The 23,613-nt window shown below is 72.1% G+C and carries 15 protein-coding genes and 2 pseudogenes; 10 read left to right on the top strand and 7 right to left on the bottom strand.

Features of this window, described 5'->3' with window-relative positions; translation table 11 throughout:
• Window positions 1–60: 60 nt before the first annotated feature.
• From AC067M_RS30720 to AC067M_RS30730, 3 genes are all read left to right on the top strand, one after another.
• Window positions 61–2,658, top strand: coding sequence for a thioester reductase domain-containing protein (locus AC067M_RS30720; RefSeq protein ID WP_478700293.1), 2,598 nt, complete (start codon window positions 61–63; stop codon window positions 2,656–2,658).
• The gene (locus AC067M_RS30725; RefSeq protein WP_478700294.1) at window positions 2,655–3,794 is read left to right on the top strand and encodes an alpha/beta hydrolase; all 1,140 of its coding nucleotides are present in this window, start codon (window positions 2,655–2,657) and stop codon (window positions 3,792–3,794) included. The genes AC067M_RS30720 and AC067M_RS30725 overlap by 4 nt, the downstream gene beginning before the upstream one ends.
• Before the next feature lie 62 nt (window positions 3,795–3,856).
• Window positions 3,857–4,636, top strand: a complete 780-nt coding sequence (locus AC067M_RS30730) for an alpha/beta fold hydrolase (RefSeq protein WP_478700295.1) — start codon at window positions 3,857–3,859, stop codon at window positions 4,634–4,636.
• Window positions 4,637–4,640: 4 nt separating this feature from the next.
• Here AC067M_RS30730 and AC067M_RS30735 read toward each other — a convergent pair whose 3' ends face one another.
• The gene (locus tag AC067M_RS30735) at window positions 4,641–6,227 is read right to left on the bottom strand and encodes an alpha/beta hydrolase (protein WP_478700296.1); all 1,587 of its coding nucleotides are present in this window, start codon (window positions 6,225–6,227) and stop codon (window positions 4,641–4,643) included.
• Between the two features lie 220 nt (window positions 6,228–6,447).
• Between AC067M_RS30735 and AC067M_RS30740 the strand changes: the two genes are divergently transcribed.
• Window positions 6,448–7,131, top strand: coding sequence for a chaplin (locus AC067M_RS30740; protein ID WP_478700297.1), 684 nt, complete (start codon window positions 6,448–6,450; stop codon window positions 7,129–7,131).
• 243 nt (window positions 7,132–7,374) lie between these two features.
• On the opposite strand, the gene AC067M_RS30745 is transcribed toward AC067M_RS30740, so the two are convergent.
• Window positions 7,375–7,857 (bottom strand): nucleoside deaminase, encoded by a 483-nt coding sequence (locus tag AC067M_RS30745; RefSeq protein ID WP_478700298.1) that lies wholly within the window; start codon window positions 7,855–7,857, stop codon window positions 7,375–7,377.
• A gap of 37 nt (window positions 7,858–7,894) precedes the next feature.
• Window positions 7,895–9,052, bottom strand: a complete 1,158-nt coding sequence (locus AC067M_RS30750) for a DUF6183 family protein (RefSeq protein WP_478700299.1) — start codon at window positions 9,050–9,052, stop codon at window positions 7,895–7,897.
• Between the two features lie 283 nt (window positions 9,053–9,335).
• Here AC067M_RS30750 and AC067M_RS30755 point away from each other — a divergent pair, with 283 nt between their 5' ends.
• Complete coding sequence (locus AC067M_RS30755) at window positions 9,336–10,115, top strand: GNAT family N-acetyltransferase (RefSeq protein WP_478700300.1); 780 nt, start codon at window positions 9,336–9,338, stop codon at window positions 10,113–10,115.
• Window positions 10,116–10,145: 30 nt separating this feature from the next.
• Here the strand turns inward: AC067M_RS30755 and AC067M_RS30760 are convergent.
• Window positions 10,146–11,026 (bottom strand): annotated as a pseudogene (locus tag AC067M_RS30760) (N-acetyltransferase family protein).
• A 389-nt stretch (window positions 11,027–11,415) separates the two neighbouring features.
• Between AC067M_RS30760 and AC067M_RS30765 the strand changes: the two are divergent.
• The 5 genes from AC067M_RS30765 (at window position 11,416) to AC067M_RS30785 (ending at window position 21,282) form a co-directional block, all read left to right on the top strand.
• Window positions 11,416–12,372 (top strand): hypothetical protein, encoded by a 957-nt coding sequence (locus tag AC067M_RS30765; RefSeq protein WP_478700301.1) that lies wholly within the window; start codon window positions 11,416–11,418, stop codon window positions 12,370–12,372.
• Window positions 12,369–14,435: a vWA-MoxR associated conflict system protein gene (locus AC067M_RS30770; RefSeq protein WP_478700302.1), complete on the top strand. Its 2,067-nt coding sequence runs from the start codon at window positions 12,369–12,371 to the stop codon at window positions 14,433–14,435. The genes AC067M_RS30765 and AC067M_RS30770 overlap by 4 nt, the downstream gene beginning before the upstream one ends.
• The gene (locus AC067M_RS30775; protein ID WP_478700303.1) at window positions 14,432–15,388 is read left to right on the top strand and encodes an AAA family ATPase; all 957 of its coding nucleotides are present in this window, start codon (window positions 14,432–14,434) and stop codon (window positions 15,386–15,388) included. The genes AC067M_RS30770 and AC067M_RS30775 overlap by 4 nt, the downstream gene beginning before the upstream one ends.
• Complete coding sequence (locus tag AC067M_RS30780; RefSeq protein WP_478700304.1) at window positions 15,381–20,429, top strand: SAV_2336 N-terminal domain-related protein; 5,049 nt, start codon at window positions 15,381–15,383, stop codon at window positions 20,427–20,429. The genes AC067M_RS30775 and AC067M_RS30780 overlap by 8 nt, the downstream gene beginning before the upstream one ends.
• A gap of 85 nt (window positions 20,430–20,514) precedes the next feature.
• A complete protein-coding gene (locus tag AC067M_RS30785) occupies window positions 20,515–21,282 on the top strand; it encodes an ArsR/SmtB family transcription factor (RefSeq protein ID WP_478700305.1) in 768 nt (255 codons plus the stop codon).
• Window positions 21,283–21,400: 118 nt separating this feature from the next.
• Here the strand turns inward: AC067M_RS30785 and AC067M_RS30790 are convergent, their stop codons facing one another.
• The 3 genes and pseudogenes from AC067M_RS30790 to AC067M_RS30800 all read right to left on the bottom strand — a co-directional run bounded on the left by AC067M_RS30790 (window position 21,401) and on the right by AC067M_RS30800 (window position 23,545).
• Window positions 21,401–21,838 carry an SPW repeat protein gene (locus tag AC067M_RS30790; RefSeq protein ID WP_478700306.1) on the bottom strand — a complete coding sequence of 146 codons (438 nt, stop codon included), beginning with the start codon at window positions 21,836–21,838 and terminating at the stop codon, window positions 21,401–21,403.
• A 112-nt stretch (window positions 21,839–21,950) separates the two neighbouring features.
• Window positions 21,951–22,049: pseudogene (locus tag AC067M_RS30795) on the bottom strand (RNA polymerase subunit sigma-24); the annotation flags it as partial.
• A 104-nt stretch (window positions 22,050–22,153) separates the two neighbouring features.
• The gene (locus AC067M_RS30800) at window positions 22,154–23,545 is read right to left on the bottom strand and encodes a cryptochrome/photolyase family protein (RefSeq protein WP_478700307.1); all 1,392 of its coding nucleotides are present in this window, start codon (window positions 23,543–23,545) and stop codon (window positions 22,154–22,156) included.
• Window positions 23,546–23,613 lie beyond the last annotated feature (68 nt).

Raw genomic sequence — 23,613 nt, forward strand, 5'->3', positions numbered from 1 at the left:
GCGCGACAGCGGGGGTTACGGCAGTGATGGAAAGGACCGTGCACATGGTGAAGGGCTCTCATGCGTGACATGAACGAGGACGCGGCGGCGCACGCCGGACGGCTGACGACCGCCGAGTCGATCGAGCGGGGCGGGGGAGCGGGCGGCCTCAGCGTGACCGACCTGCTCGCCAAGGTCATGACGACCGCGACGCCCGAGGCGCCCGCCGTCGCTCCGGCCCTGGACCTGGAGGGCCTCACCGCCGCGATCGCCACCGCGGCGGGGCGCTACCTGCCCGCCGGGCACCTCCCGCCCGACGCCGACTTCTTCGACGCGGGCGGCACGTCCGTGCACGCCGTGGAACTGGCGGCGGAACTGGAGCGGGAGCTGGGGGTCGAGCTGAGCCTGGACGACGTGTTCGCGGACGCCCGTCCGGTGAGCCTGGCCCGCCGTTGGTTGTCGGCGACGGAGGGCAGGTCCGGGGCGGGAGGTTCGGCGGAGAAGTCCGGTGGGGAGTCGCCTTCGGGTGCTCCGGGTGCTCCGGGTGCTCCGGGTGCTTCGGGTGCTCCGGGTGCTCCGGGTGCTTCGGGTGCTTCGGGTGCTTCGGGTGTGCCCGTGGCTCCGGGTGGTCCCGAGGTCTTGCGGGCTCCGGTGGCTCAGGCTCCGTTCGGATCCGTGGCGCCATCCGGGGCTGCGGCTCTGTCCAGGCCTGCGGCTCCCGCACCTTCGACGACCGCCCCTACTGCCGCCTCGCCCGCCCCCAGCGCCCTCCCCGCCCCCTTCCCCCGCCCCGCACCCCCGATGCCCACCGCCCCCCTCCCCACCGACGGCATCGACCCCCACACCACCGCCCGCCGCGAGGACCTCGACCAGATCCTGGCCGACCTCGCGCTCGCCGACCGGCTGCCGTTCACCGCCTCGCCCGAGCCGGTGCCGCCGCGCCGGATCCTGCTGACCGGTGCGACCGGCTTCCTCGGCAGCCACATGCTGCTCGACCTGCTGCGGCACAGTGACGCCCACGTGTACTGCCTGGTCCGCGGCGCCGACGAGGCCGCCGCCGCCGAGCGGCTCGGCGCGGCGCTGCGCAGCTACCGGCTGCCGTGGTCGTCGGAGGTCCGGCGCCGGGTGACGGTGCTCCCCGGCGACATGCGCGAACCGCGCCTCGGCCTCTCGGACGAGCTGTGGCACACGCTGGCGCAGGAGGTGGACAGCGTCGTCGGCGTCGCGGCGGCCGTGGACTTCCTGCGGGGCTACCAGTCGCTCAGGAAGAGCAACGTCCTCGGCACGCTGACCCTGGCCGAACTCGCCACCACCGCCCGGCCCAAGCCGCTGCACCACATCTCCTCGATCGCCGTCTTCAACGAGGTCGGCATCACCTCGATGGGCGAGGACGACCCGTTCGCCCACGTCGACCGCCTGATCGCGGGCTACGACCAGACGAAGTGGGCCGCCGAGGCCGCCCTGCGCCGCGCCCGCGACCACGGCCTGATCGTCAGCGCCCTGCGCCCGGGAGGCATCGGCGGACACACCAAGACCGGCGCCTACAACCCCCAGGACCTCAGCAGCGGCCTCATCTCCGCCTTCGGCCGCTTCCGGACCGTCCCCGCCTTCCGCTATCTGAACGCGGCGCCGGTGGACTGGGTGAGCCGGGTCGCGGTGGCCGTCGTGTGCGAACCCGACGCGTGGGGCTTCGACTACAACCTGACCGGCGTGCCCAACACCCTCGACGACGTCGTACGGGACATGGCGTTCGGCGGGATGCACGTGCGCGTCCAGGACTGGGACGAGTGGCGCACCGACACCCTGGCCCGTCTCGAAGCGGACCCGGTACCCGAACTCACCTTCCTCACCCGCGTGTTGCAGAGCCCCACCGCCCTGAAGCTGTGCGAGGCCACCCTCAAGGGTCCCGCCGCCGTCGCCGAGCGCACCGCCGCGCTCGTCGAGGCGCTCGGCCTGCCGCCCGCCGCCCGGTACGACGCCCAGGCCCAGCTGAGGACGTTCGAGAAGCTCGCCGACGACGGCCTCGCCCGGCTGCCGCACAAGGACGACCAGCCCTACCTGTGGTTCCCCGAGACCACCGAGGGCGCCGTCGGCCCGGTCGGCGCCCCCGCCGACACGCCGTGCTCCATGGCGCTGACCCTCTCCATCGCGAGCATGTACCAGCTGGTCAAGGAGCGCCGCGTCGACGTCACCGGCGAGGTGACGTGCGCCGCGATCCACCCCGAGCCGCTCACCGTCGAGCGCGGAGACCTCTGGGTGCGCCCCGAGGAGGGCATCCCCCAGCAGCACGGCATGAAGCATCAACTCCTGCGCTACCGGCTGCGTTTGCGCGACGCCGACGGCACACACTGGTGGCTGGAGGGCCACAAGTACGCCCGGGCCCGCCGCGACCTGTGGCGGCAGACCCGCGCGCTGACCGTCGAGATCGGCCGCGAGGGCGAAGGCGCCACGCTGGCCGGCGAGGTCGTCGTCCCCGCCGACTCCTACGTCCGCGACCAGATCGACGGCATCAGGGTCGCCCCGCACCTCACCAGCCAGGAGAAGCGGGCCGCCAAGCTGACCTGGCTCGCCTGGTTCGGCCTGGAGATGGGCCGCGGCCTGCTCGGCCCGTTCACCCGGGCCGCCGCCGACCTGCTCGACCTGCGCCGCACCCCCACCCCCTCGGAGCACCGCCGATGATCTTCAGGACGACCAACCCCAGGACCACCAGGCCGGCGCTCCGCAGGGTCCGGACCACCACCGCGCTGCGCCCCCTGCGCCACCGCCTCGACCCGGCCCGCGTCGAGGAGATCCCCTTCCGCGCGGCCGACGGCGTCCGCCTCGGCCTGACCCGCGTCGACACGGGCGACAGCGACCGTCCCGCCGTACTGCTCCTGCACGGGCACACCGCGTCCGCCGACATGTTCCTGCTGCCGGAGACCCGCAACCTCGTCGACGCCCTGCTCGACGACGGCTACGAGCCCTGGCTCCTCGACTGGCGGGGCAGCTGCCGGCTGCCGTACAACGAGACCGGGCAGCGGTACACGTACGACGACGTCGCCCTCCACGACATCCCCGCGGCCGTCTCCCACATCCGCGAACGCATTGGCGACCGGCCGCTGTTCGTGGTCGCCCACTGCATCGGCTCCCTCACCCTGTCGCTGAGCATGGCGGCGGGCCTGGTACCCGGCCTCGCGGGCGTCGTCTCGCAGGGCGTGTTCCTGACGCCGAAGCTCGCCGGTCGCACCTCGCTGCGCATGTCGGTCGCCGGGGAGCTGCTGAAGACGCGGATCGACCACATCCCGGTCGACTTCCGCAAGGTGGGCCTGTGGTCGAAGTACACCCCGCTGTTCGCCCTGGCCTCCCGCAAGGCGAGCTGCCCGGACCCGACCTGCCAGATCCTGCACAACTCGGCCTGGGGCACGGGCGCGTCGCTGTTCGTGCACGAACACCTGGCGGACGCCACCCACGACCGGCTCGCGGAACTGCTCGGCCCGGCGCCCCTGTGGATCCTGCCGCACCTGCGCCGCATCGAACTGGCCCGCAGCGTGGTCCGCTGGCACGACACCGACCACCGCTACCGCGCCCTGCCGCCCAACGCGCTGGACGCGGCCGCCCGCATCGACACACCGGTCCTGCTGCTCGCCGGCAGCGAGAACGGGCTGTGGCTGGACTCCCAGAAGCTCTGCCACGACGTCCTCGCCCACCGGCAGCCCCAGCTGGACGTGGCGTACACCGAGATCCCGGGCTACGGCCACCTGGACACGTTCCTCGGCCGGGGAGCCGCCCTCGACGTGTTCGGACACATCCTCGATTTCCTGGGCGAACGGCGGTGACGGCGACCCGGTCCGCCGGTTACCGTACGCGGCAGTAACCGGACCGCATCCAGGAGGCACCCATGCCGCAGCTCGAAGTCGACGGCGTAGCCCTGACGTACGACGACGAGGGCCCCCGCGACGCGGCTCAGGTGCCCCTGGTGTTCATTCACGGCTGGACGGCGAACCGGCACCGCTGGGACCACCAGGTGGCGCACTTCGCCGGACAGCGGCGGGTAGTCCGGCTCGACCTGCGCGGACACGGCGAGAGCGGCGGGGCCGGGGTGCGCACGATCGAGGAGCTGGCGACGGACGTCGTCGCCCTCCTCGACCACCTGAAGATCGACCGCTTCGTCCCGATCGGCCACTCCATGGGCGGGATGATCGCGCAGACCCTCGCTCTCACCCACCCCGAGCGGGTCGAGCGCCTGGTGCTGGTGAACTCCATCAGCCGTATGACGTACAGCCGGGGCCGGGGCCTGCTGATGGGGGCCTCCACCCTCGTCCCGTTCAAGCTGTTCGTCGCCACCAACATTCAGCGGGCCTTCGCCCCCGGCTACCCGCGCGAGGAGATCCGCTCGTACATCCGTTCCTCCGCCGACACCCCGAGAGAGGTCGTCATGACCCTCTACGGCGCCATGCGGGCCTTCGACGTCCTCGACCGGGTCGGCGAGATCCGCGTGCCCACCCTGCTCGTGCACGGCTACCACGACATCCAGCTGCCGGTGAAGCAGATGCTGCGGATGGCCACCGGCTACCCGGACGCGGTGATCCGCATCATCGACGCCGGCCACGAGCTGCCCGTGGAGAAGCCGGCCGAGCTCACCGCCGCCCTCGACGGGTTCCTGACCGCCCGCCCGTGACGGCTCAGCGGAGCCTCTCCTCCGCCCCGCAGGAGCTTCCGCTGGACGGCAGGGTGCCGTACAGCAGGAACGCGGTGACCTTGCGGTGCACGCACTTCGACGTCGCGTACCCGGTGTGCCCCTCGCCCTTGTTGTCCAGCACGACCGCCGAGTCGCCGAGCCGCTTCGCCGTCTCCTCGGTCCAGCGGTACGGCGTCGCCGGGTCGCCGCGGGTCCCCACCAGGAGCATCCTCGGCGTGTCGACGTCCTTCACCTTCTCCCGTATGAAGTCGGTGCCCTTGGGGCGGCCGTAGCACATCAGGACCTGGGTCAGCCGGTACCGGCCGAAGATCGGCGACGCCTCCTCGTACTCGGCGCGCAGCCGGCCGAGCTCCTCGGTGAGCCGGGCCGCACCGGGACGGTCGGGATCGTCCGCGCAGTTGATCGCCATGAGCGCCGCCGGCAGGTTGTCGAGCGGCACCTCCTCCTCGTCGACGAGGTCGCCGGCCCGCTGCCGCACCGGGAGGGTGGTGCCGCGGGTCGCGAACGCCATGACACCGCTCGCGTCGCCGTCCTCCACCAGCTGGGCGAGGGCCCGCTCCAGCGACGGCCACCACTCCTTGCTGTAGAGGGCCTGGCTGAAGGCGCTCACCAGGTCCTGGCCGGAGAACGGCTCACCGAAGTCCGTCGGCACCGGGTCCTCGTCGAGGGACCGGACGAGCTGCAGCACATGCTCCCTCGCCGAGCGGGCGTCCTGCCCGAACGGGCACGCTATGTCCTCCGCGCACCAGTCGACGAAGCCGTCCAGCGCGACCTGCTGCCCCCGGGCGCCCGCCGCGCCCTGCTCGGTCAGCGGCTCGGTCAACGTGTCCACGCCGTCCAGCGCCACCCGCCCCACCTTGTCCGGGAACTGCGCCGCGTACACCGCGCCGAGGCGGGTGCCGTAGGAGAAGCCGAGGTAGTTGAGCTTCTTGTCGCCGAGGGCCTCGCGCAGCACGTCCATGTCCCGTGCCGCGTCCACCGTGCCGATGTGTTTCAGTACGGGCCCGGAGTGCTCGGCGCACAGGGCGGCCGCCTTCTTCAACTGGTCCAGCACGTCCCGCGGATGACTGAGGTCGTCCTCCGTGCCGTCGATGGCGGCGAACACGTCCTCCTCGCCGTCGCCGCAGCTGACCGGGGAGGACCTGCCGACACCCCGCGGGTCGAAGGTGACCACGTCGTAGCGGTTGGTGAGCTCCATGAAGTCCTTGCCGCCGTAGGCGAGTTCCGGCACCCCGGGACCGCCCGGGCCGCCGAAGTTCAGCAGCACGGAGCCGCGTTTGTCACCCGTGGCCCGGTAGCGGGCGAGGGCCAGGTCGAGGGTTCCGGCGCGGGGCCTGGTGTAGTCGAGCGGGACGGTGACCTTTCCGCACTGCAGGTCCTTGGGCATGTCCTCGCCCTCGCACCTCGACCAGGTGATCTTCTGGTCGTGGAACCGGGACAGGTCCGGCCCGTCCCCGTCCGTGCCCGCCGCGGGCAGCCCCGCACCCAGCAGGGCGAGCCCGAAGGCGCCCAGGGCTCCGGTGAGGACGCGGCGCCGGGCCACGGGCCGCGTCGACAGCTTGGCCAGCATCAGTGCCTCCAGGGACGCCAGCGGCGCCCTCGCTCACGATATGCGGCCCTCGCGGGGGCTGCCTCCGGAGACGGACGGCGTGACTCGTACGTTCGTTCGATGGAGGCCGTGCATCCCCCTCAATGGGGTGAATACGGAATTGACCATAACTCTGGCGGTTCATCCGCGTTCTATTCGGTGCGGGTGAGTGCTCGCGAACATGTCTGGAAGGCAGGGACCCATGAGACGGGTTACGCGAAACGGTGTGATCGCCGTCGCCGCCGTGTCCGGCGCGATGGCTGTGACTGGGTCGGCGTTCGCCGACTCCGCAGCCGACGGCGCGGCGCTCGGCTCGCCCGGGGTGATCTCGGGCAACACCGTCCAGATCCCGGTCCACGTGCCGCTGAACGTGTGCGGCAACACCGTCAACGTGGTGGGACTGCTCAACCCCGCTGTGGGCAACGTGTGCGCCAACGAGGGAGGCGGCAAGAAAGAGGGCCCCGGCTCCGGTGGGGCGACGGCGGACGGCCTGGCGAAGGACTCGCCCGGTGTCGTCTCCGGCAACGTCGCGCAGTTGCCGGTGGACCTCCCCGCGAACGTCAGCGGCAACACCGCGAACGTCGTCGGCATCGGCAACCCCGTCTTCGACAACGAGTCCGTGAACACCTCAGGCGACCGGCCCGCGCACCCCGCCGAGCCCCAGCCCCAGCATCAGTCCCCGACCGCGCCTCGCACACGGCCCGCGCACCACACGCCCCCCAAGGCCCACCAGGCGTCGGCGACCGCGCAGGCCCAGGCCTCGTCCGTCTCCGCCCTCGCCAGCACGGGAGCAGACGCCACGCTCCCCGCGGCCGCGATCAGCGCGGCCCTCGTCCTGGGCGGAGCGGTCCTGTACCGACGCAGCCGCCCTCAGCAGACGCGATGAAGCGGCGCGCCTCGCGTTGAGGGGCGCGTCCCGCTGACGAGGCGCACCTCCAGTCGGCGCGGTCTCCGGCGCATGACCCGGGGCCCTGCCGGACGACCACCGGCGGGGCCCTGCCACACGTCAGCCCCGGTGCCCGTTCCGCGTCGGCTCACGGGGCTGCTCGCGTGGACCCGCCAAGGCCCGCCCGCCCTCGGCTCCGGAGACTGGTGCCGTTTCAGTCCACGCCCCCCGCCTTCAACCGACTCACCGCCCCCGCTCAAGAAAACGCCGGTGAAGGGCCCGTACCTCCTCCGCCAGCTCCGGTACCGGCCCCTCCACGGTCACCCCGGGAGCGACCTCCTCCACCGGCAGCATCCGCACCGGCGGCGGCGGGACGTCCCACTCGGTCAGCCAGGAGGCGAGCTGCGCAGAGGACACGGCGTACACGATGCGTCCGAGGCCCACCCAGGCGTGCGCGGCGGCACACATCGGGCAGTGCTCGCCGGAGGTGTAGACGGTCGCCGCCGCCCGCTCCGCGACGGTCAGGTGCGCCGCCGCCCAGCGGGCCAGCTCGAACTCCGGATGTCGTGTCCGGTCGCCGGATGCCACCCGGTTGTGGTCCTCCGCGAGCACCGCACCGTCCCCGGCCACCAGGACCGACCCGAACGGCTGGTCGCCCTCGGCCAGCGCCTCGGCGGCGAGTGCCACACAGCGCCGCAGGTACGGCAGTTCGCTGTCCTTCACCATGGTCGTACGAACCTCCTCACAAGGAACTCCACACCGCTCAGTCGGTGTCCGTCGCGGCCAGCACGGCCAGCTCGAGGCCGTCCGGGGACACAGCCGCGAGGCCGATGTCCCAGGCCACCTGCTCGAACCAGTCCGTCGGCGCGTCGAAGGCGTACCACGCCCACTCCGACGCGCGGGCCTCCACCTGCTCGGCGGACGCACCCTCCGGTGCCCCGCACAGCCCGGCGAGGGACCGCCACGCGGCCAGGCGGCCGTACGCGCCGCCGCAGCCGTGGTTGTAGGCCCCGCCCGTGGACGCGGCGGCGAACAGCACGCGCCACGCCTCGGCCGCCGAACTCGTCTTCACCGTGAGCCTGTTCCCGCGCCCCACACCCACCAGGCACTCCAGGCCCAACTCGGCGAGGGTGGCCGGCAGCGCGCCCGGGGTGAGGGGCTCGTCCAGTTCGAAGGTGCATGCCTCGCTGCGGCCGTTCGACTCGGCCGCCCAGTTCGCGACCGCCTCGGCGATGCGCGTCTCCCGCTCCCTTGGCGTCGTCTCCACCGCCGACGGCACACACGCCCGCGCGTCCCTCACGGGCGCGCCGTCCTTCGGCAGCCCATACGGCATCGCGTGACTGCTGCCATGCACGCTGTAATGCGGCAGACCGGCGTACGCCTCCAGGGGTGACGCCACCAGGGGCAGCCAGGCCAGCGGATGGAACCGCCGGTGGGGCGAGGACGCCCACCGGGCGATGCCCGGCGTGTCGGCGAGGGTGACACCCCTGAGCACCAACTCCTGTACGAGACAGGCGCGCAGCTCCTCCGAGGCGCCCGGGACAGTCCCGCTCCCGCCCCCACCGCCGGTGAAGACCACGGCGAGTTCCTCCGCGGAATGGCCGGAGGCGAGCACGGACGCGGCAAAGCGCTCCAGGTTCCGGTTGCCGGGCCCCCCGGCGGCGATCAGCCGCAGCGTCTGACGGACGTTCTCGGGGCCGGGCGTCGTGGCGAGCAGGTGGAACAGATGGCTGAAGACGCTGCCGTACTGCCAGATCTCCTCGGCACCGGGACGTCCGTACCGCCGGACCAGCGCGACGCCCAGGTCGCCCGGAAAGGCGACGTCCCCCCGGGCGTGGCGGCGGACGGCCACTTCCTTCACGCCCCCGACGTTCTCCAGGTCGGGCAGGGTCCTCACGATGGTCTCGATCTCGTCGGTCACGGCGCCGAGCCTAGGGCGTGTTGCGAACGTCCCGCCCGCCCTGCGGCGTCCGGCACGTGCGCTCGCCGCGTTGCCGGGGCCGCCCACGTACGCCCGGTACGAGGCGACCCCCCCGCCGTGCGATCGCACGCACCGGACGCCGCAGGGCCCGCCCTTCGGGCGGACGACGGGACTCTCGCAACGCGCCCCAGGCGCACCGCGCGCCGGGCCGCCGCCTCATTTCCTCGGGCGGGGGCGTCGTAATCCCGTTGCCCCCGAGGCGAGTCGATGGTCCGATGGCCGCATGGATCACGCCGCGGTACTCGCCCTGCACGACCGGGACCTGCGCGAAGGTGCCCGCCCCGACGGTCCCGACGCCCGGATCGAGCGGGCCGGGAAGGTGGTCCGCCAGGTGGCGTCCGTCCAGGGCTGGAACGGCGTCCTGTGGGCCGATCTGGACGAGACGGACGCCGACGCGGCGATCGCCGAGCAGGTCGCCTACTTCACCGCGCTCGGCCGGGACTTCGAGTGGAAGCTGTACGGACACGACCGGCCCACCGACCTGGGGCAGCGACTCAGGGCGGCCGGTTTCACATCCGAGCCCGAGGAGACCCTGATGATCGGCGAGGCCACCGGGCCGGTCCTGGACGCCGAACCGCCCGAGGGAGTTCGCATCGTCCCCGTCACCGACGCGGCGGGCGTCGATCTGGTGGCCGACGTGCACGAGAAGGCGTTCGGCACGGACAGCGAACGGCTGCGGCTCCAGATGATCGCCCGGCTCGCCGCCGACCCCGACACGGTCGTCGCCGTCGTCGCCCTCGCGGGGGACGTGCCGGTCAGCTCGGCCCGTATGGAACTCGTGCCCGGCACCGGGTTCGCCGGCCTGTGGGGAGGCGGCACCGTCGAGGGCTGGCGCGGCCGCGGCATCTACCGCGCACTCGTCGCCCACCGCGCCCGCGTCGCCGCCACCCGCGGCTACCCCTACCTCCAGGTCGACGCCTCCGATCAGAGCCGCCCCATCCTGGAACGCCTGGGCTTCTCGGCACTGAGCACGACGACGCCGTACGTGTACGTCCAGTCGTAGGCCCGGCTGGAGGTCCAGCCGTAGGCCGCGCTACAGGTCCAGCTGGTACTCCAACGCCTGATGTGTGGCCATGTAGCCGAGCGCGTCGTTGACCGCGCGCATCGGCGCGTTGCTCTCCGCCGTGTCCGTGAGCAGTCCGGCCAGCAGGGGATGCCGCTCGCGCGCCCGGAGGATCGAGGCCGCCTTCATCCAGCGGGCGAGGCCGCGGCCCCGGTGCTCGGGGAGGACCGCCGTGCCGTAGTGCTGGGCGTCGCCCCGACCGTCGCCCGGAACGACGAGTTCGGAGAACCCGACCACCGAGCCGTCCGATGCGTCCACCGCGGCGACGGTGTGCAGCAACTCCCCGCGCCGCGCGACCGCCTCGGCCGCCGCGACGACACGCTCCACGTCCCACACGACGGTGCCGAAGTCCGTCTCGTCCATCGGCATGTCGTCCATGGCCCGCCGCGAGTCGGCGTACGACTGCGCCAGCTCGGCGGGCACGGTGCCGTCCCACTCCGTCAACCGGTAGCCGGGACAGGGGCATTGGGCGCTCGTCTCGATCACCGCGAGGTCGGCGACGGCCAGTGGCAGGCGCGCGTACGTCAGGGTCAGCACCCGGCGGAAACCGCGTGCCGCCAGGAACAGTCCGGCGGGGGAGTCCGCCTCGGCCCGGGCGAGGACCGAGCGCCGGCCCTCCGACCTCGCGGCTGCGACGGCGGCCCCCAGCAGTCGGGAGCCGACGCCCTGCCGTCGCTCCGCTCCGTGCACCGCGACTTCCAACTCGGCGAGATGACGCTGCCCTCGCGCGTGAACAGCCGGAGTGAGGCTGAGCCGATCGGAGCGCCGTCGGCGCCGGAGGCCAGCCAGACCAGGCGACGGCTCGCGCTGCCTGTTTCGGGGTCGGTGAGCGGCGTGATGCGCAGAGACAAGGGGGGCTCCGTCGAGGATCGGACCGGGCGTGGCGACCCGCGGAAGCCAACAGGAGCGGGATGCCGGCCGCAACGCATTTACCTCCGCGGTCACTTGGCCCGCCGACACCCCGCCCTCGCACAGTGAAGGGCACTCCCGCGCCGAGCGGCGGACACGACCCCCTTCTTCGCGATCAGCACCCTCGGCAACGGCCGCGTGGCCTTCTGGGCGACAGCTCTCGACGTGAGCTGACGGGACGGAGGGCGTGCCCCGGCAGCGGCCCGCGGACGTGCGTGTAGACCGATTCGCCCCGCGTGCCCGGGAGTTGTGGCTTAAGGTTTTCCTGGGTGTTCATGCTGGTGATACGGGGGCGCGGGTGAACGAATCGGACACTCCTCAGCTTGTGTTCGTGCACGGCATCGGAGGGCTCCGGGACAAGGAGCAGCAACGCCGCGAGTGGCTCGAAGCGCTGGCCGAGGGAGCGCGTAGGGCCGGTCATGCCGACGCGGTCTCAGGGTTGACGCAGGGCTGGCTGGCCGAGACCCGCTTCGCGGACTACAGCGCCCTGTTCGCCGATCCCGACGCACAGGGCGCCGAAGCCGGGGCGCTCGATGCTTCGGCAGACGCCGCGGAAGACGCTGCCTTCATGGAGGAGTTCGTCGAGGCACTGGCCGACGAGCTCGGCCGACAGGCCGAAGAACAGGGCGACCGACGGGCGTCGGCGGTGGTCGAGGACGCCCGGGCCCAGCTGCCACGCTTCGCCGACGACGAGGAGCAGGGCGTCCTCGAGCCGTTCCGCGTTCTCGGCTGGGCGCTGACCACCCTCCTGCAGATCCCGGGGTTGCGCGCGAGCGCCCAGTGGGCGAGCGGGCTGCCGCTGCTGTGGCACCTTGCCCAGGTCGGACGCTACCTCGACAGACGCGACACCGAAGGCGACGGGAACACCCTGGACGCCCGGATCCGCGAACGGGTGCTCCGCGGCACGGATCCCGAACGCCCGCTGGTCGTGGTGAGCCACTCCCTGGGCACCGTGGTCGCCTTCGAGGCGCTGCACGGCTACGGCGGACGGGTCCCGCTGCTGATGACGCTGGGGTCGCCGCTGGCCACCGCGACGGCCGTGCTGCACCGGCTGGTGCCGCGGCCGCCCCGCACCCCGGACCGCGTCGAGCGATGGCTGAACTTCTGGGACCGCGATGACATCGTGGTGGGCCGCCCCCGCATCGAGGGATGGATGCTGCCCAACGCCACGGGGGTCCTTCCCGTGACCGACCGGGTCGACTCCGACGGCCTGTGGGTGCACACCGCCACGAAGTACCTGCGGCAACCGGCTGTGGCGGGCCCCCTCGTCGAAGCGCTGAAGAAGTGACCGACGAGCAACGCCGACACGTCCTCGTCGTCGGCGCACAGTGCAAGTCCATGCGCACCCTGTCCCGGCTCGACGAAGCCGCCCGCGGCCTCCACGCGGCCCTGACTGACCCGTCGATCGGGGCCTGCACCCCCTGTACCGACGAGCACGGATCCCTCCTGGTGAGCGCGACGCTCACGCCCGAGGACGTCCGCACGGCAGTGCGGAAGGCGGTGCGCCGGGCGAAGGCCGACAACGCAGTGCTGGTCGTCGCCCTGCTCGGGCACGGCTTCACCACCCCGCAGCAGACCGACCTCTACTACATGGTCGCCGACTCCACGACCGGCAGCACCATGTCCGCGGTGAACGCAGGTCAACTGCTGGCCGAAGCCGCCGACGAGCCTGGCGTCGAGGGAGTGATCGCCCTCATCGACACCTGTCACGCAGCCGGGGCGATGCCGGACGTGGGCCGGATCGCCGGCGGAGTCCGGGCCGGCCGGACCAGGCTGTCGGTACTCGCCGCCGCCGCGGCCGACCAGGCGGCCCGCGGCATGCGACTGACCTTCTCCCTGGTCGACGTCATGCAGGAGGGACTCGCCGGAGCGGGCCCCACCGTGCACCTCGACACCAGGCTCACCGAGGAACTGCGCGGCCGTATCGTCGGCCAGGCCGTCGGCCGGTTCGAGTACGACAACGACCCCTTCGCCCAGAAACGCCTCTGGCTGGCCCGCAACCCGCGCTCGATCACCGGCGCCGAGCGAGGCATCGTGGGGCCGGTCGGGCGACAGGACCTCGAAGAGGCCGTGTCGATGTGGCGGGCCGGCGAACACCTGCCCAACCCCCTGACTCGCCCGGCACTCGACGCCCTGTACACCTTTGCCCGACAGACCGAGGCCGCTGACGCCGGCGACCGGGCCTGGCACGGCCGGGTCACGCACCTGGTCGCCACCCTCGCCGAGTGTGCCCGGACCGTCGCGCTGCTGAACAAGGTGCTCGCCGAGGTCCTGACCAGCGACCTGCTGAAGGCGGCACGCCAGTTGTCCGGGCTGCCCCACGACGCCGAGGGCCCCGAACTCCTGCGCGACCTGGTGGAGTACGCGGCGCTGCGAGCGCCTCGCCGGGACGAGCCCTCCTGGAAGGCGCCCGCGCGGTTCGTCGCAGCCCTCGCCCAGCTGTCCGGATCGGACACGGCGGTCGCCGGCCTGCGGGAGTGGGCGCGGGACCTCGGCGTGGTCACCGAGTACAACGACGCCCTGTCCGAGTTCGCGCGCAAGCGGGAGCAGGGCGGTCTCCGCCTCGTCGTCAGCCTCGCCGGCGCGCTGACCGACTGGCCGGAAGAGGTGGACGCCTGGCTGGTCGGCACCGGCGAGAGGCTGCCGGTGCACCAGCGTTTTCGCTGCGAGTCCGCCGACCACCTCGGCACGGGCCGGGCGATCGGAGCGGCCCTGGCATGGGCCCGCGGCCGCCTCCCCGCCCCGGAACAGCTGGAGAAGGTGGACGTGGCCGCCCCCGCTCATCTGCTCGCGTCCTGGCGGCCCGAGGAGGCGAAGGTCGACCGTCGGCTGCTCGGCGTCAACCACGACGTCGTGGTCCGGTGGAGCGGTCGCATGGATCCGGCCGAGGAGAACGCCGAGATGAACGACGCCGCCCGCAAGGCCCTGCGCGGGATGGCCGACTGCGCCACCGTGCCGGTGGAATGGATCGGCGCGTCCGTCCTGGAGGACCGCCAGGCACTCGAAGAGGGGCTCATGACCGGCCGGTACGACATCGCCGTCGGTCTCGACCATCATCCGGACGCCCTCCAGGACGTCCTCGAACAACTGTTGCCCTACGCGCCGATCATCCTCTGGCCGCGACCGGAGGCCCGGCCCGGCCACGACTGGCTGCGGCCCCTGGTGCAGCGGAAGTGGCGCCGCCTTCCCGACGACCTCGCCCCCGCCTACCGGCAGCGGTGGTCCCGCGAACACGACGGATGCGTGGCGTGTCTCGGCGACGTCCGCGCGGTCTGGCACGACGAGGCCTGGCTGGAGTTCTGCCGACCCTTCGAGCAACGCGTCGTTGTCGGCCCTGAGGAGGATTCGTGACCTGGAAGCCCTACTACCGCGGTGACGGCGAACAGCGGGTCACACCGCTGGCCGACCCGCCCCCGTGGCGGACGTTCCCGCGCACACCGCAGCAGCGCCAGTACCAGCCGCCCCCCGGCCTGGTCGACGCCGTCAACACGGCCGTGCACCTGCGCCGACCGCTCCTGGTCAGCGGCCCCGCGGGATCTGGAAAGTCCACCGTGATCGAGCAGGTGGCACACGAACTGGACCTCGGTCCCGTGCTGCGCTGGCACATCACCTCCCGCAGCACACTGACGGAGGCGCTCTACCGCTACGACGCCCTGGGGCGCATCCACGCCCAGAGCCTGCGCGCGGCGACGACGCACGGGCCGGCCGGCCGGGCGGGCCGCGGACGCAGCCGCGACGACATCGCGCCCTTCCTGCAACTCGGCCCCCTGGGCACGGCGTTGCTGCCCGCCGACCGGCCGCGCGCCCTGCTCGTCGACGAGATCGACAAGAGCGACTTGGACCTGCCCAGCGACCTGCTGGAGGTCCTGGAGCGCGGCGAGTTCGAGATCCCCGAACTCGTCCGCTACCGACGCCCGCGCGTCAAGGTCCGCCAGTGGGACAGCGACGAGGAACACCTCGTCGAGCGCGGCCGCGTCCAGTGCGCTCAGTTCCCGTTCATCCTCCTCACCAGCAACGGCGAACGCGACTTCTCCCCGGCCTTCCTGCGCCGCTGCATCCGCTACTCCATGCCCCCGCTCACCGACACCCTGCTGCGTGCCGTCGTCAAGGCCCACTTCGGCAAGATCCCGGACGGCGGAGGAGAACTGGTCGAGCAGTTCGCCGAGCGCGTCACTGCGGGCGAGCACCTCGCCATCGACCAACTGCTGAACGCAGTGGCCCTGCTCACCGGCGACCAGGCACCGCAGAACCGGCAGTACGAGGAGCTGCGCGCGCTCATCCTGCGTGAACTTTCCCGTGTCTGACGCCCTGGACCGCCTCCTGCGGGCACTGAGCAACGCACTGCCCCCGGGTGCGGACCCGCGCACCCTCGCCGACGCGCTGTGGCTGGCCGCCTCCGGCGCGATCGGTGAGGGTGGGCCGACGACGCCGCCCGAGCTCCCCGAGGAGACGGCATCCGGCCCGGAGCCGGATCCGTCGGCGAGCCGCGACATGAACACCCCGCCGGACCCCTCGGGCACGACCGTCCCCGGCACCCAAACCCGGGAAATGTCGGTGCTCCGCCCCGGGGCGACCACCACGGTCCGGGGTGCGCCGCTGTCCCTGGGACGCGCCGCCCCGCTCCCCGACGCCCTCGCCGTAGGCCGTGCGATCCAGCCGTTCCGGCGGCCGTGGCGACGCGGCGGGCGCAGCCACCTCGACATCGACGCCACCGTGGAGCACTACGCGCGCGGCGGCCCTCTGGTCCCCCTGTTCCACCCGGCTCCCGAACCCTGGTTCGAGGCGGTCGTCCTGGTGGACTCCTCCCTGTCCATGAGTGTGTGGGACGACACCACACACGCGGTGACCCGGCTCCTGACCACCCTGGGCGGCTTCCGCGCCGTCCACACCTGGCGCCTGGGATGGGAGGGACACGAACCGCGAGTCCGCGACCACCACGGCCGCGAGGTGCCCGCCGAGCGTGTCCCCCACCACGGCAGCGGCACGCAGGGCAGGCGTCTCGTCCTGCTGGTCTCCGACTGCGCCGCACGCGGCTGGCACAACAACGCCCCCTGGCTGCTCCTACGTGAATGGGGCCGACAGATCCCGGTGGCCCTGCTCGACCCGCTGCCCCCACGCCTGTGGCGCCGCTCCGCCCTCAACCTCCCCGCCGTACGGGTCACGGTCGGCCAGGCCGGCGACCGCAACGGGGCGTTCCGCTACACCCTCCCGCCACGCCTGCGGCCCCGCGCGGATCGTGAGGACCCGGTGGGGCCGTGGGCCGCGCTGCCCGTCGTGTCCTGCACCCCACACTCGCTGGGCGCCTGGGCGAGCACCCTCATGCGCGCCGACCCGCGCGGCTGCGATGCCGTCCTCGTCCCGGCCACCGGTCGCCTCCCACAGACGCGAAACGGTGCGACTCCCGACCGGTCCGATCCCGCACGGCTGGCAGAGGCGTTCGCCCACACGGCACCCGCTGCCGCCGTACGCCTGGCCGTCCTGTGCTCCGAGCTGCCCGACCTGCCGCCGGCGCTGCTGCACGTGCTGCGCGACGAGGCCGTGCCGGAGGCCGGATACGCCGATCTCGCCGAACTACTGACCAGCGGGCTCTTCGCGGTGCGGCGCGACGCCGACGGCGAGCCGGTGCTGGTGCTGCACGCCCCCGCGCGGGAGCACCTGAACACCTACCTGACGACGCACGACAGGTGGCAGATCCGCGCCGCCTTCACCCGCCACGCCGCCGCGCACCCGTACGCCCCTCAGGGCATCGCGGCCATCCTGCACGACGCGTTGGCCCCGACCGAACTCCCCGGTGAGGTAAGGCCGTTCGCGGAGACGATGGGCGCGGTGCGGGGAACGGGGGGAGAGGACGGCACCGGAGCCCCCGGTCCGACCGACGAGGCATCCGCCGTCCACTCGGCCGTCAGGCGCCGTCTGCGGTCCTGCTTCTCACCGGGCACCGACAACCGGGCACTGAGGGACGCCGAGGCTCTTCTGGCACACCTGATCGACTACATGTTCTCCAGACTTCCGGCCCCGCTGGGCGGCTGGCCGAGTGAGAACACCTGCTTCGACGACCTGCGCGCGGCGAAGGGCCCCCTCACCCCCAGGGACGTGATCGACGACCTGCGCGGCTACCCCTCCCCGGAGGGCATCGCCCTCGAAGAGGCGACCTCGTCGCGGAACGTGAACGGAACCGACCTGGTGTGGCGGGCCCCCGGAGGGCCCTTGCACATCACGCTGAAGATGCAGGCCGGTTTCTCCTGGTCACACACCACTGACGCCGTGCGATCCGAAGCGGCCGGGGATGCGGCTTCCCCGCCGGTCGAGTTCCTCATGGTCCTGGACGAGTCGGACAAGCCCGAAGGGCTTCGTTCCCTGGCGCCCTGCGTGGAGTTGATCGAAAGGGGGGCGCCCCACCATGGTGCGGTGATCGGCCTGCGCGTTCAGACCCGATACGGAAGGGCGCCGAAGAACAGCCGGGGCGCGCTCGTCCACCAACTGGCCGAGCTGCACCGCAGAGCGGGGTCCCCCCGGTACCGGGTGTTGATGCGGCGGGCCGCCGAGGCGTCTCCTCCGGTCCCGCTCGGCGGAGAGATGCTGCTCGACTGGTTCGGCGGGCGTGCAGTTCCTGCCGACGAGCGGAGCTTTGACTGGTTGACGCGTTTTCTCGTGCGGCAGGCAGGCCTGGAGGGCGATCCTGACTGGTCGCCGTACCGGTTCGCGGCGTTGCGGCACCACGCGTTGGGGGAGGAGTACAGGGAAGGGCTCGCGCTGCCGACTCGGCTGGGACGGCCGATTGCCGAAATCTCCGAAGGCGCGTCGGGTCCGTATACCGTGCGGCGTCACGATCAGCTGCTGCGTGACGTCGTGCAGGACTTCGCCGCCGGGCCAGGTGGGCTGATCCTGCTCATCGGCCCCCCTCACCTGCCCAAGTTCCGGTCGGCCCGGGAGGCGGCGCGGTTGCTTCCCGACGACTGGTGGCTGTGGGCACCGGCGGAGAGTGCCGACCTGGCCGCGGTGTTGGATGCTCGCACCTCGATCCCGCCGCGCACCGTGATCTGGTTGAGCAGTGTGGAGCGGTACCTCATGGACGAGAGGGACGGTGGCCGGGGTGAGCGCATCGCGGCAGGGCTCAGGTCGCGTCTGAACGATGAGGAGGGCGGCCCGGTGGTGGTGCTGGCCTCAGCCGGTGAGGGATCTTGGAGAACCCTGAGGGCCACGGTGCCGGAGGGCGTCGCAGACCCTCACCGTCAGGCTCGTGCCCTGTGCCAGGAGTGCCTGCCCATCCACATGGTGGAGTCGCCGGGCGACGCCCAGATCGAGCGGTACACCTCCGCGTCGCCCGTTTCCCGCGCCCTCGTGGACGCCGCGATCGACGCTCGCCGCTGCGGACACGGCCCGTCTCTTCCCGGTGCCCTGCTCCTGGCAGCGGCACCTGGCTACCTCACGGACTCCGAGCGGCAACAGCTGGACAGGGACTGGTTCCTGTCCGCCCTCTTCGACGTCTCCGTCGACACGATGGCGAGCCTTGGCCTGCTGTCACAGGTGCGGCCCTCGCCGAGCGGGGCGGAAGCTCCGTCGGACCTCTTCCGGCTCTCGGACGTCATCGAGCGTCACGGACGTGAGACCCGCGCCGACTCCATCCCACCGGAAAGCCTGTGGAACGCACTGGCGGAGCACGCCTCGCGTCCGGACCTGGAGGCCATCGCCCGGATCGCGTGGGAACGGGGCGACACGGAGCGGGCCGAACGCTTCCGCGCACTCACCCAGCCCGCCCGCAGGGTGCGAGCGGAACCGACCGACCACGAGATCGCCGCCCCCGCGCTGCGCAAACAGCTACAGCGAAGCAATCTCAGCAAGGACCAGGCCATGGCCGTCGCGGACCAGGCCCTGGAGTGGCTGAGCGCCGACGACCGTAGCGCGAACGCCCAGTTCGTCCTCAACGGCCTCCTCTCCCGCACCGGCCTGTCCGCCCAGCAGGCGGCGCTCGCGGCTCGGCACGCGATGGACTGGCTGGTGGTGCACGGGGACACACAGGCCGCGGAGTTCGTACTGGGCCCGCTGCTGGCGGTCAACGATCTGTCCGAGGACCAGGCGCGACGAGCGGTGGCATACGCCCTGAGGTGGCTCGAACCCCGCGGGTCGACCGATTCGGCGGCGTTCGTGCTGCGCCCCCTTCTGCTCCGCGGCGACCTGTCGGAGGCGGAGGCCCTCGCGGTCGTGCAACAAGCCCTGAGATGGGTCCAGTCTCACGCCGACGCGGTCACCAACCAGTTCGTCCTCAGTGCCGCGCTGCTACGACGGGACCTGGCCCCGGGGGCCCGGACGCAGTTCATGTATCTCGGCATCCACTGGCTCCGGGTGGTCGGCACCGATCCCTCGGCCACGTTCGTGCTCCGCCCCCTGCTGCAACGCAGCGACCTCAATCCCGAGGAGGCGACTGTCGCCACGGCGCTCGCGTTGGACTGGCTGCGCGTGAACGGCACGCACCGTGACGCCCAGTTCGTGCTGAACGCCCTCCTGTTCCGTCCTGACCTCCTCCCGGAAGACGCACGGCAGGCCGGCGGCCTCGCGCTTCGCTGGCTGAGTGACCACCGCACCCACTCGTCGGCCCGGTTCGTACTGCGTCCCTTGCTGCAACGTACCGACCTCGGACGGGAAGCGACGGCCCGGGCGATGTCGATGGGCAGGGAGTGGAGCGACGCCCGCGTCCTCAGGGGCAAGTCGGACGACGGCATCGGGGAGCTCGTGACCACACGCGCCGCCGGTACCACCCTCACGCTGAACCGGGTCGTCCTCGTCCTGGAGATCGCTGACTTCGGCCGCTACACGGCCCCGGAGCAGGAGGAAGCACGGCGCGCCCTCGCCGACGTCCTGTCCCAAGTGGTCCCCGACGACGACACACTGCCCTGGGAGAGCCAGAGCACGGGAGACGGGGTGATCGTGCTCTTCCCCGGCGACACCCGGCACACCGCCCTGCCCGCGGACTTGCTCTCACGCCTGGAGGACGCACTCCACGGCCATGCCGCCCCGCGTCGGCCACTGAGGCTGCGCGTCGGCCTGCATTGCGGCGAGATCGGTGTGGATCCAAAGGGATGGCACGGGCAAGCCCTGATCACCGTGTTCCGCCTGGTGGACTCCGCGCCTCTGCGCGCCGCGCTGGCGGCAGGGAGTCCCTCACCCGCGGCCGTGGCGGTGTCCGACGAATTGTTCAGCGCCGCCTTCCACACGCCCCGCGTGCTGACCAGCGTCTTCCGTGCGGTGTTCGTCACGGGCAAGAAGGACGTGTTCAAGGCCTGGATCTCGGTGGCAGGGCACCGGAGTCCGCCGGGCATCGAGGAATGGACCCGGCCTCCGGAGTAGTGGCCAGCCGCCCTCACCGCCTCACCTTGACATGCAGGCAAACACCTGCATAACGTCAAGTGTGCGATCAGACAACGCCCCCCACATGGACAAGGTCTTCAAGGCGCTCGCCGACGAAACCCGCAGGCGCCTCCTCGACCGGCTGCACGAGCACAACGGGCAGACGCTGGGGGAGCTGTGCGAGCGGATCGACATGAGACGGCAGTCGGTGACGCAGCACCTGGCCGTTCTGGAGGCCGCCAACCTGGTCAGCACGGTGCGGCGGGGGCGGGAGAAGCTGCACTACCTCAATCCGGTACCGCTCCACGAGATCCAGGAGCGGTGGATCGACAAGTTCGAGCGCCCGCGTCTGCGCGCGCTCGGCGCAGTCAAGCGACGAGCCGAGGAAGCCATGACCGACAAGCCCACCTTCGTGTACGTCACCTACATCGCGAGCACCCCCGAGAAGGTGTGGGACGCGCTCACCGACGCCGACCTGACCGCCGCCTACTGGGGGCACAGCAACGTCTCGGACTGGAAGCAGGGCTCCCGCTGGGAGCACGTCCGCACGGACGGCTCCGGCGTCGCCGACGTGATCGGCACCGTCGTGGAGAGCGAGCGCCCGGCCCGCCTCGTCACAACCTGGGGCCCACCGGAGCAGGAGGGGCAGGACGACGCGTACACCCGGGTCACCTTCGACATCGAGAAGCACGCCGACATCGTCCGGCTGACCGTCACCCACGAGAACCTGCCCGACGAGGAGGCGCGCGCCGAGGTGTCCTTCGGGTGGCCGGCGGTGCTGTCCAACCTCAAGTCGCTCTTGGAGACCGGCAGCACGCTGCCGCAGGAGCCGTGGCTCGCACCGAGGCCGTGAGGCATGAGGTGGTGACCGGGTGAGCCGGTGAGGATGTACGACGGCCGACCGGTTCGCGGGGCGCGGGCCGGCCGGCCTGTCTCCCTCGGCGATGTCCGTGCGGCTGCGTGTCTCGTGCCTACCGTGGGGGCGCGCTGCGGACCGCTGTGGCGGCGCACAGCATCCCCAGGATCAGGGCCAGCGCACCGATGACGATGTTGTTCCAGATCACGCCGGCGTCGGGGCTGTCGCCGACGATCCACGGGGCGACGATCATCCAGATACCCATCGCGCACATGGCCCAGCTCAGGCCGTACATGCGCTCGGGGGTCGTGGTGAACCCGACGGCCAGCAGCCCGATCGCGATGCCGAAGATCAGGTTGTGCGTCACGAGCGGGGGCTGGCTGGTGGTGTAGTGGACTATCCACGGGGACGCCGCGCAGTACAGACCGAGCAGGAACACCGGTCCATCCACGAGCGCCACGTCGCGACCGCCGAGCATGCGGTCGTACCGTTCCCGCATTTCGGAAACATCGGGATGAGTCGTCATGTCTCTGCCGTGCGAGACGTTGGCCATGACTCGTCTCCTTTGACTTCAGGCCTGACCGCTTCTGAGGCGGTATGCGGTAAGCGCCGCGTAAGCTCATTCTTCTCTTATTTAACCTTTATGTGTAGAGGTCGGAGGGCTCTACGAGGGCAGACCCGGCCGAGGCGACGAGGTCAACGCGGCGGCTCCGGGCGGACAGGGCGTCGGCGATCTTCCGCCTGGTGATGCCCAGAATCCAGCCGGCCCGGACGCGCGTCCGTCACTCCAGGCCGCCCCCGTCCCCCCGCCCGTCGCCGCAGCCGGCCGTACCGCCCGCCCCCGCCTCCGTCGCCCCTACCGCCCCCCTCAGTCACGCCCCCGCCCCCGCCTGAACCGCGCGAGTCCCTCCGCGAGGTCGACGATCCGGTCCGGGTAGTCCACGGTTGCCCGATCCGGGCCCCGCAGCCTCCACGGCTCGTGCACCGTCGCTCTCGGAAGCTCCCGCAGCTCGGGCACCCAGCGCCGCACGTAAGCCCCGTCCGGGTCGTAACGCTTGGCCTGGGTGACGGGGTTGAGGACGCGGTTCGGTCGGCTGTCGGTGCCTGTTCCGGCCATCCACTGCCAGTTGAGCTGGTTGTTGGCCACGTCACCGTCGACCAGCAGGTCCAGGAAGTACCGGGCGCCGACCCGCCAGTCGACGTACAGCGTCTTGGCGAGGAAGCTCGCGGTCAGCAGACGGCCGCGGTTGTGCATCCAGCCCTCGTGCCGCAGCTGGCGCATGGCGGCATCGACGACCGGGTATCCGGTGCGGCCCTCCTTCCACGCCTCGACGTCCTCGCGCGCGGTTCGCTCGGACCGCCAACGGTCGTGCTTCGTGCGGTAGTCGGCGGTGGACGCGCCCGGCCGTGCGGCGAGCACCTGCCGGTGGAAGTCGCGCCACGCGACCTGCCGTACGAAGGCCTCGGCACCCGGCCCGCCCACCTCGCGCGTCCGCCGGACCAGCTCGACGGGGGAGAGGGTGCCGAAGTGCAGATGGGGCGAGAGGCGGGAGGTCGCGTCGCCCGCGAGGTCGTCGTGGCGGTCCTCGTAGTCGGCGACGCCGCCGCGCAGCCAGGCGGTGAGCCGTCTCCTGCCCTCCGTCTCGCCCCCGGGGGCGAGACCCGGTGAGACCCCAGACACCTTCTCGCGGGAGGGAAGTCCCTCCGACTGGACACCGTCCGGGACCCGCACAAACCGGGGCGCCTCAAGCGTGTCGCGCAGCCCCTGACGCGTCCACTGCCCGTAGTACGGCGTGAACACGGCGAAGTGGTCCGAGGAGGCCGGGGTCACCTGCCCGGGCGCGACCGCCGTGGTCACCGTGTCGTGCACGTGCAGCCGCAGCCCCTCCGCCTCCAGAGCGCGCCGCAGCCGCCCCTCGCGCCGGTGGGCGTGGGCGCTCACGTCGGCCGCCATGCGCACCTCGTCGGCGTCCGCCTCCGCGGCGACCTTGCACACCTCCTCGACGAGGTCACCGGAGCGGACGACCAGCCGGCCGCCCCGCTCGCGAAGGCCCGCGTCGAGGTCCCGCAGGCAGTCGGCGAGGAAGGCCAGCCGGTTCGGTACGGCGAACCCGGCGGCGTCCACCGCCCGGTCCCGGACGAACAGCGGAACCACCTCGCGGGAGGCGTGGGAACCGCGGGAGCCTTCGAGAGCCGCCCGCAGCGGCGGATGGTCGTGCAGCCGCAGGTCGGCGGTGAACAGGACGACGGAGACGTTCATGGGGCCAACTCCGAGGAGAAGAACAGTCGGTACCTGGGGCCTGTTGTTTGGATCACGCCGCAGACGCG

Source organism: Streptomyces sp. NPDC043427, from assembly GCF_056436655.1.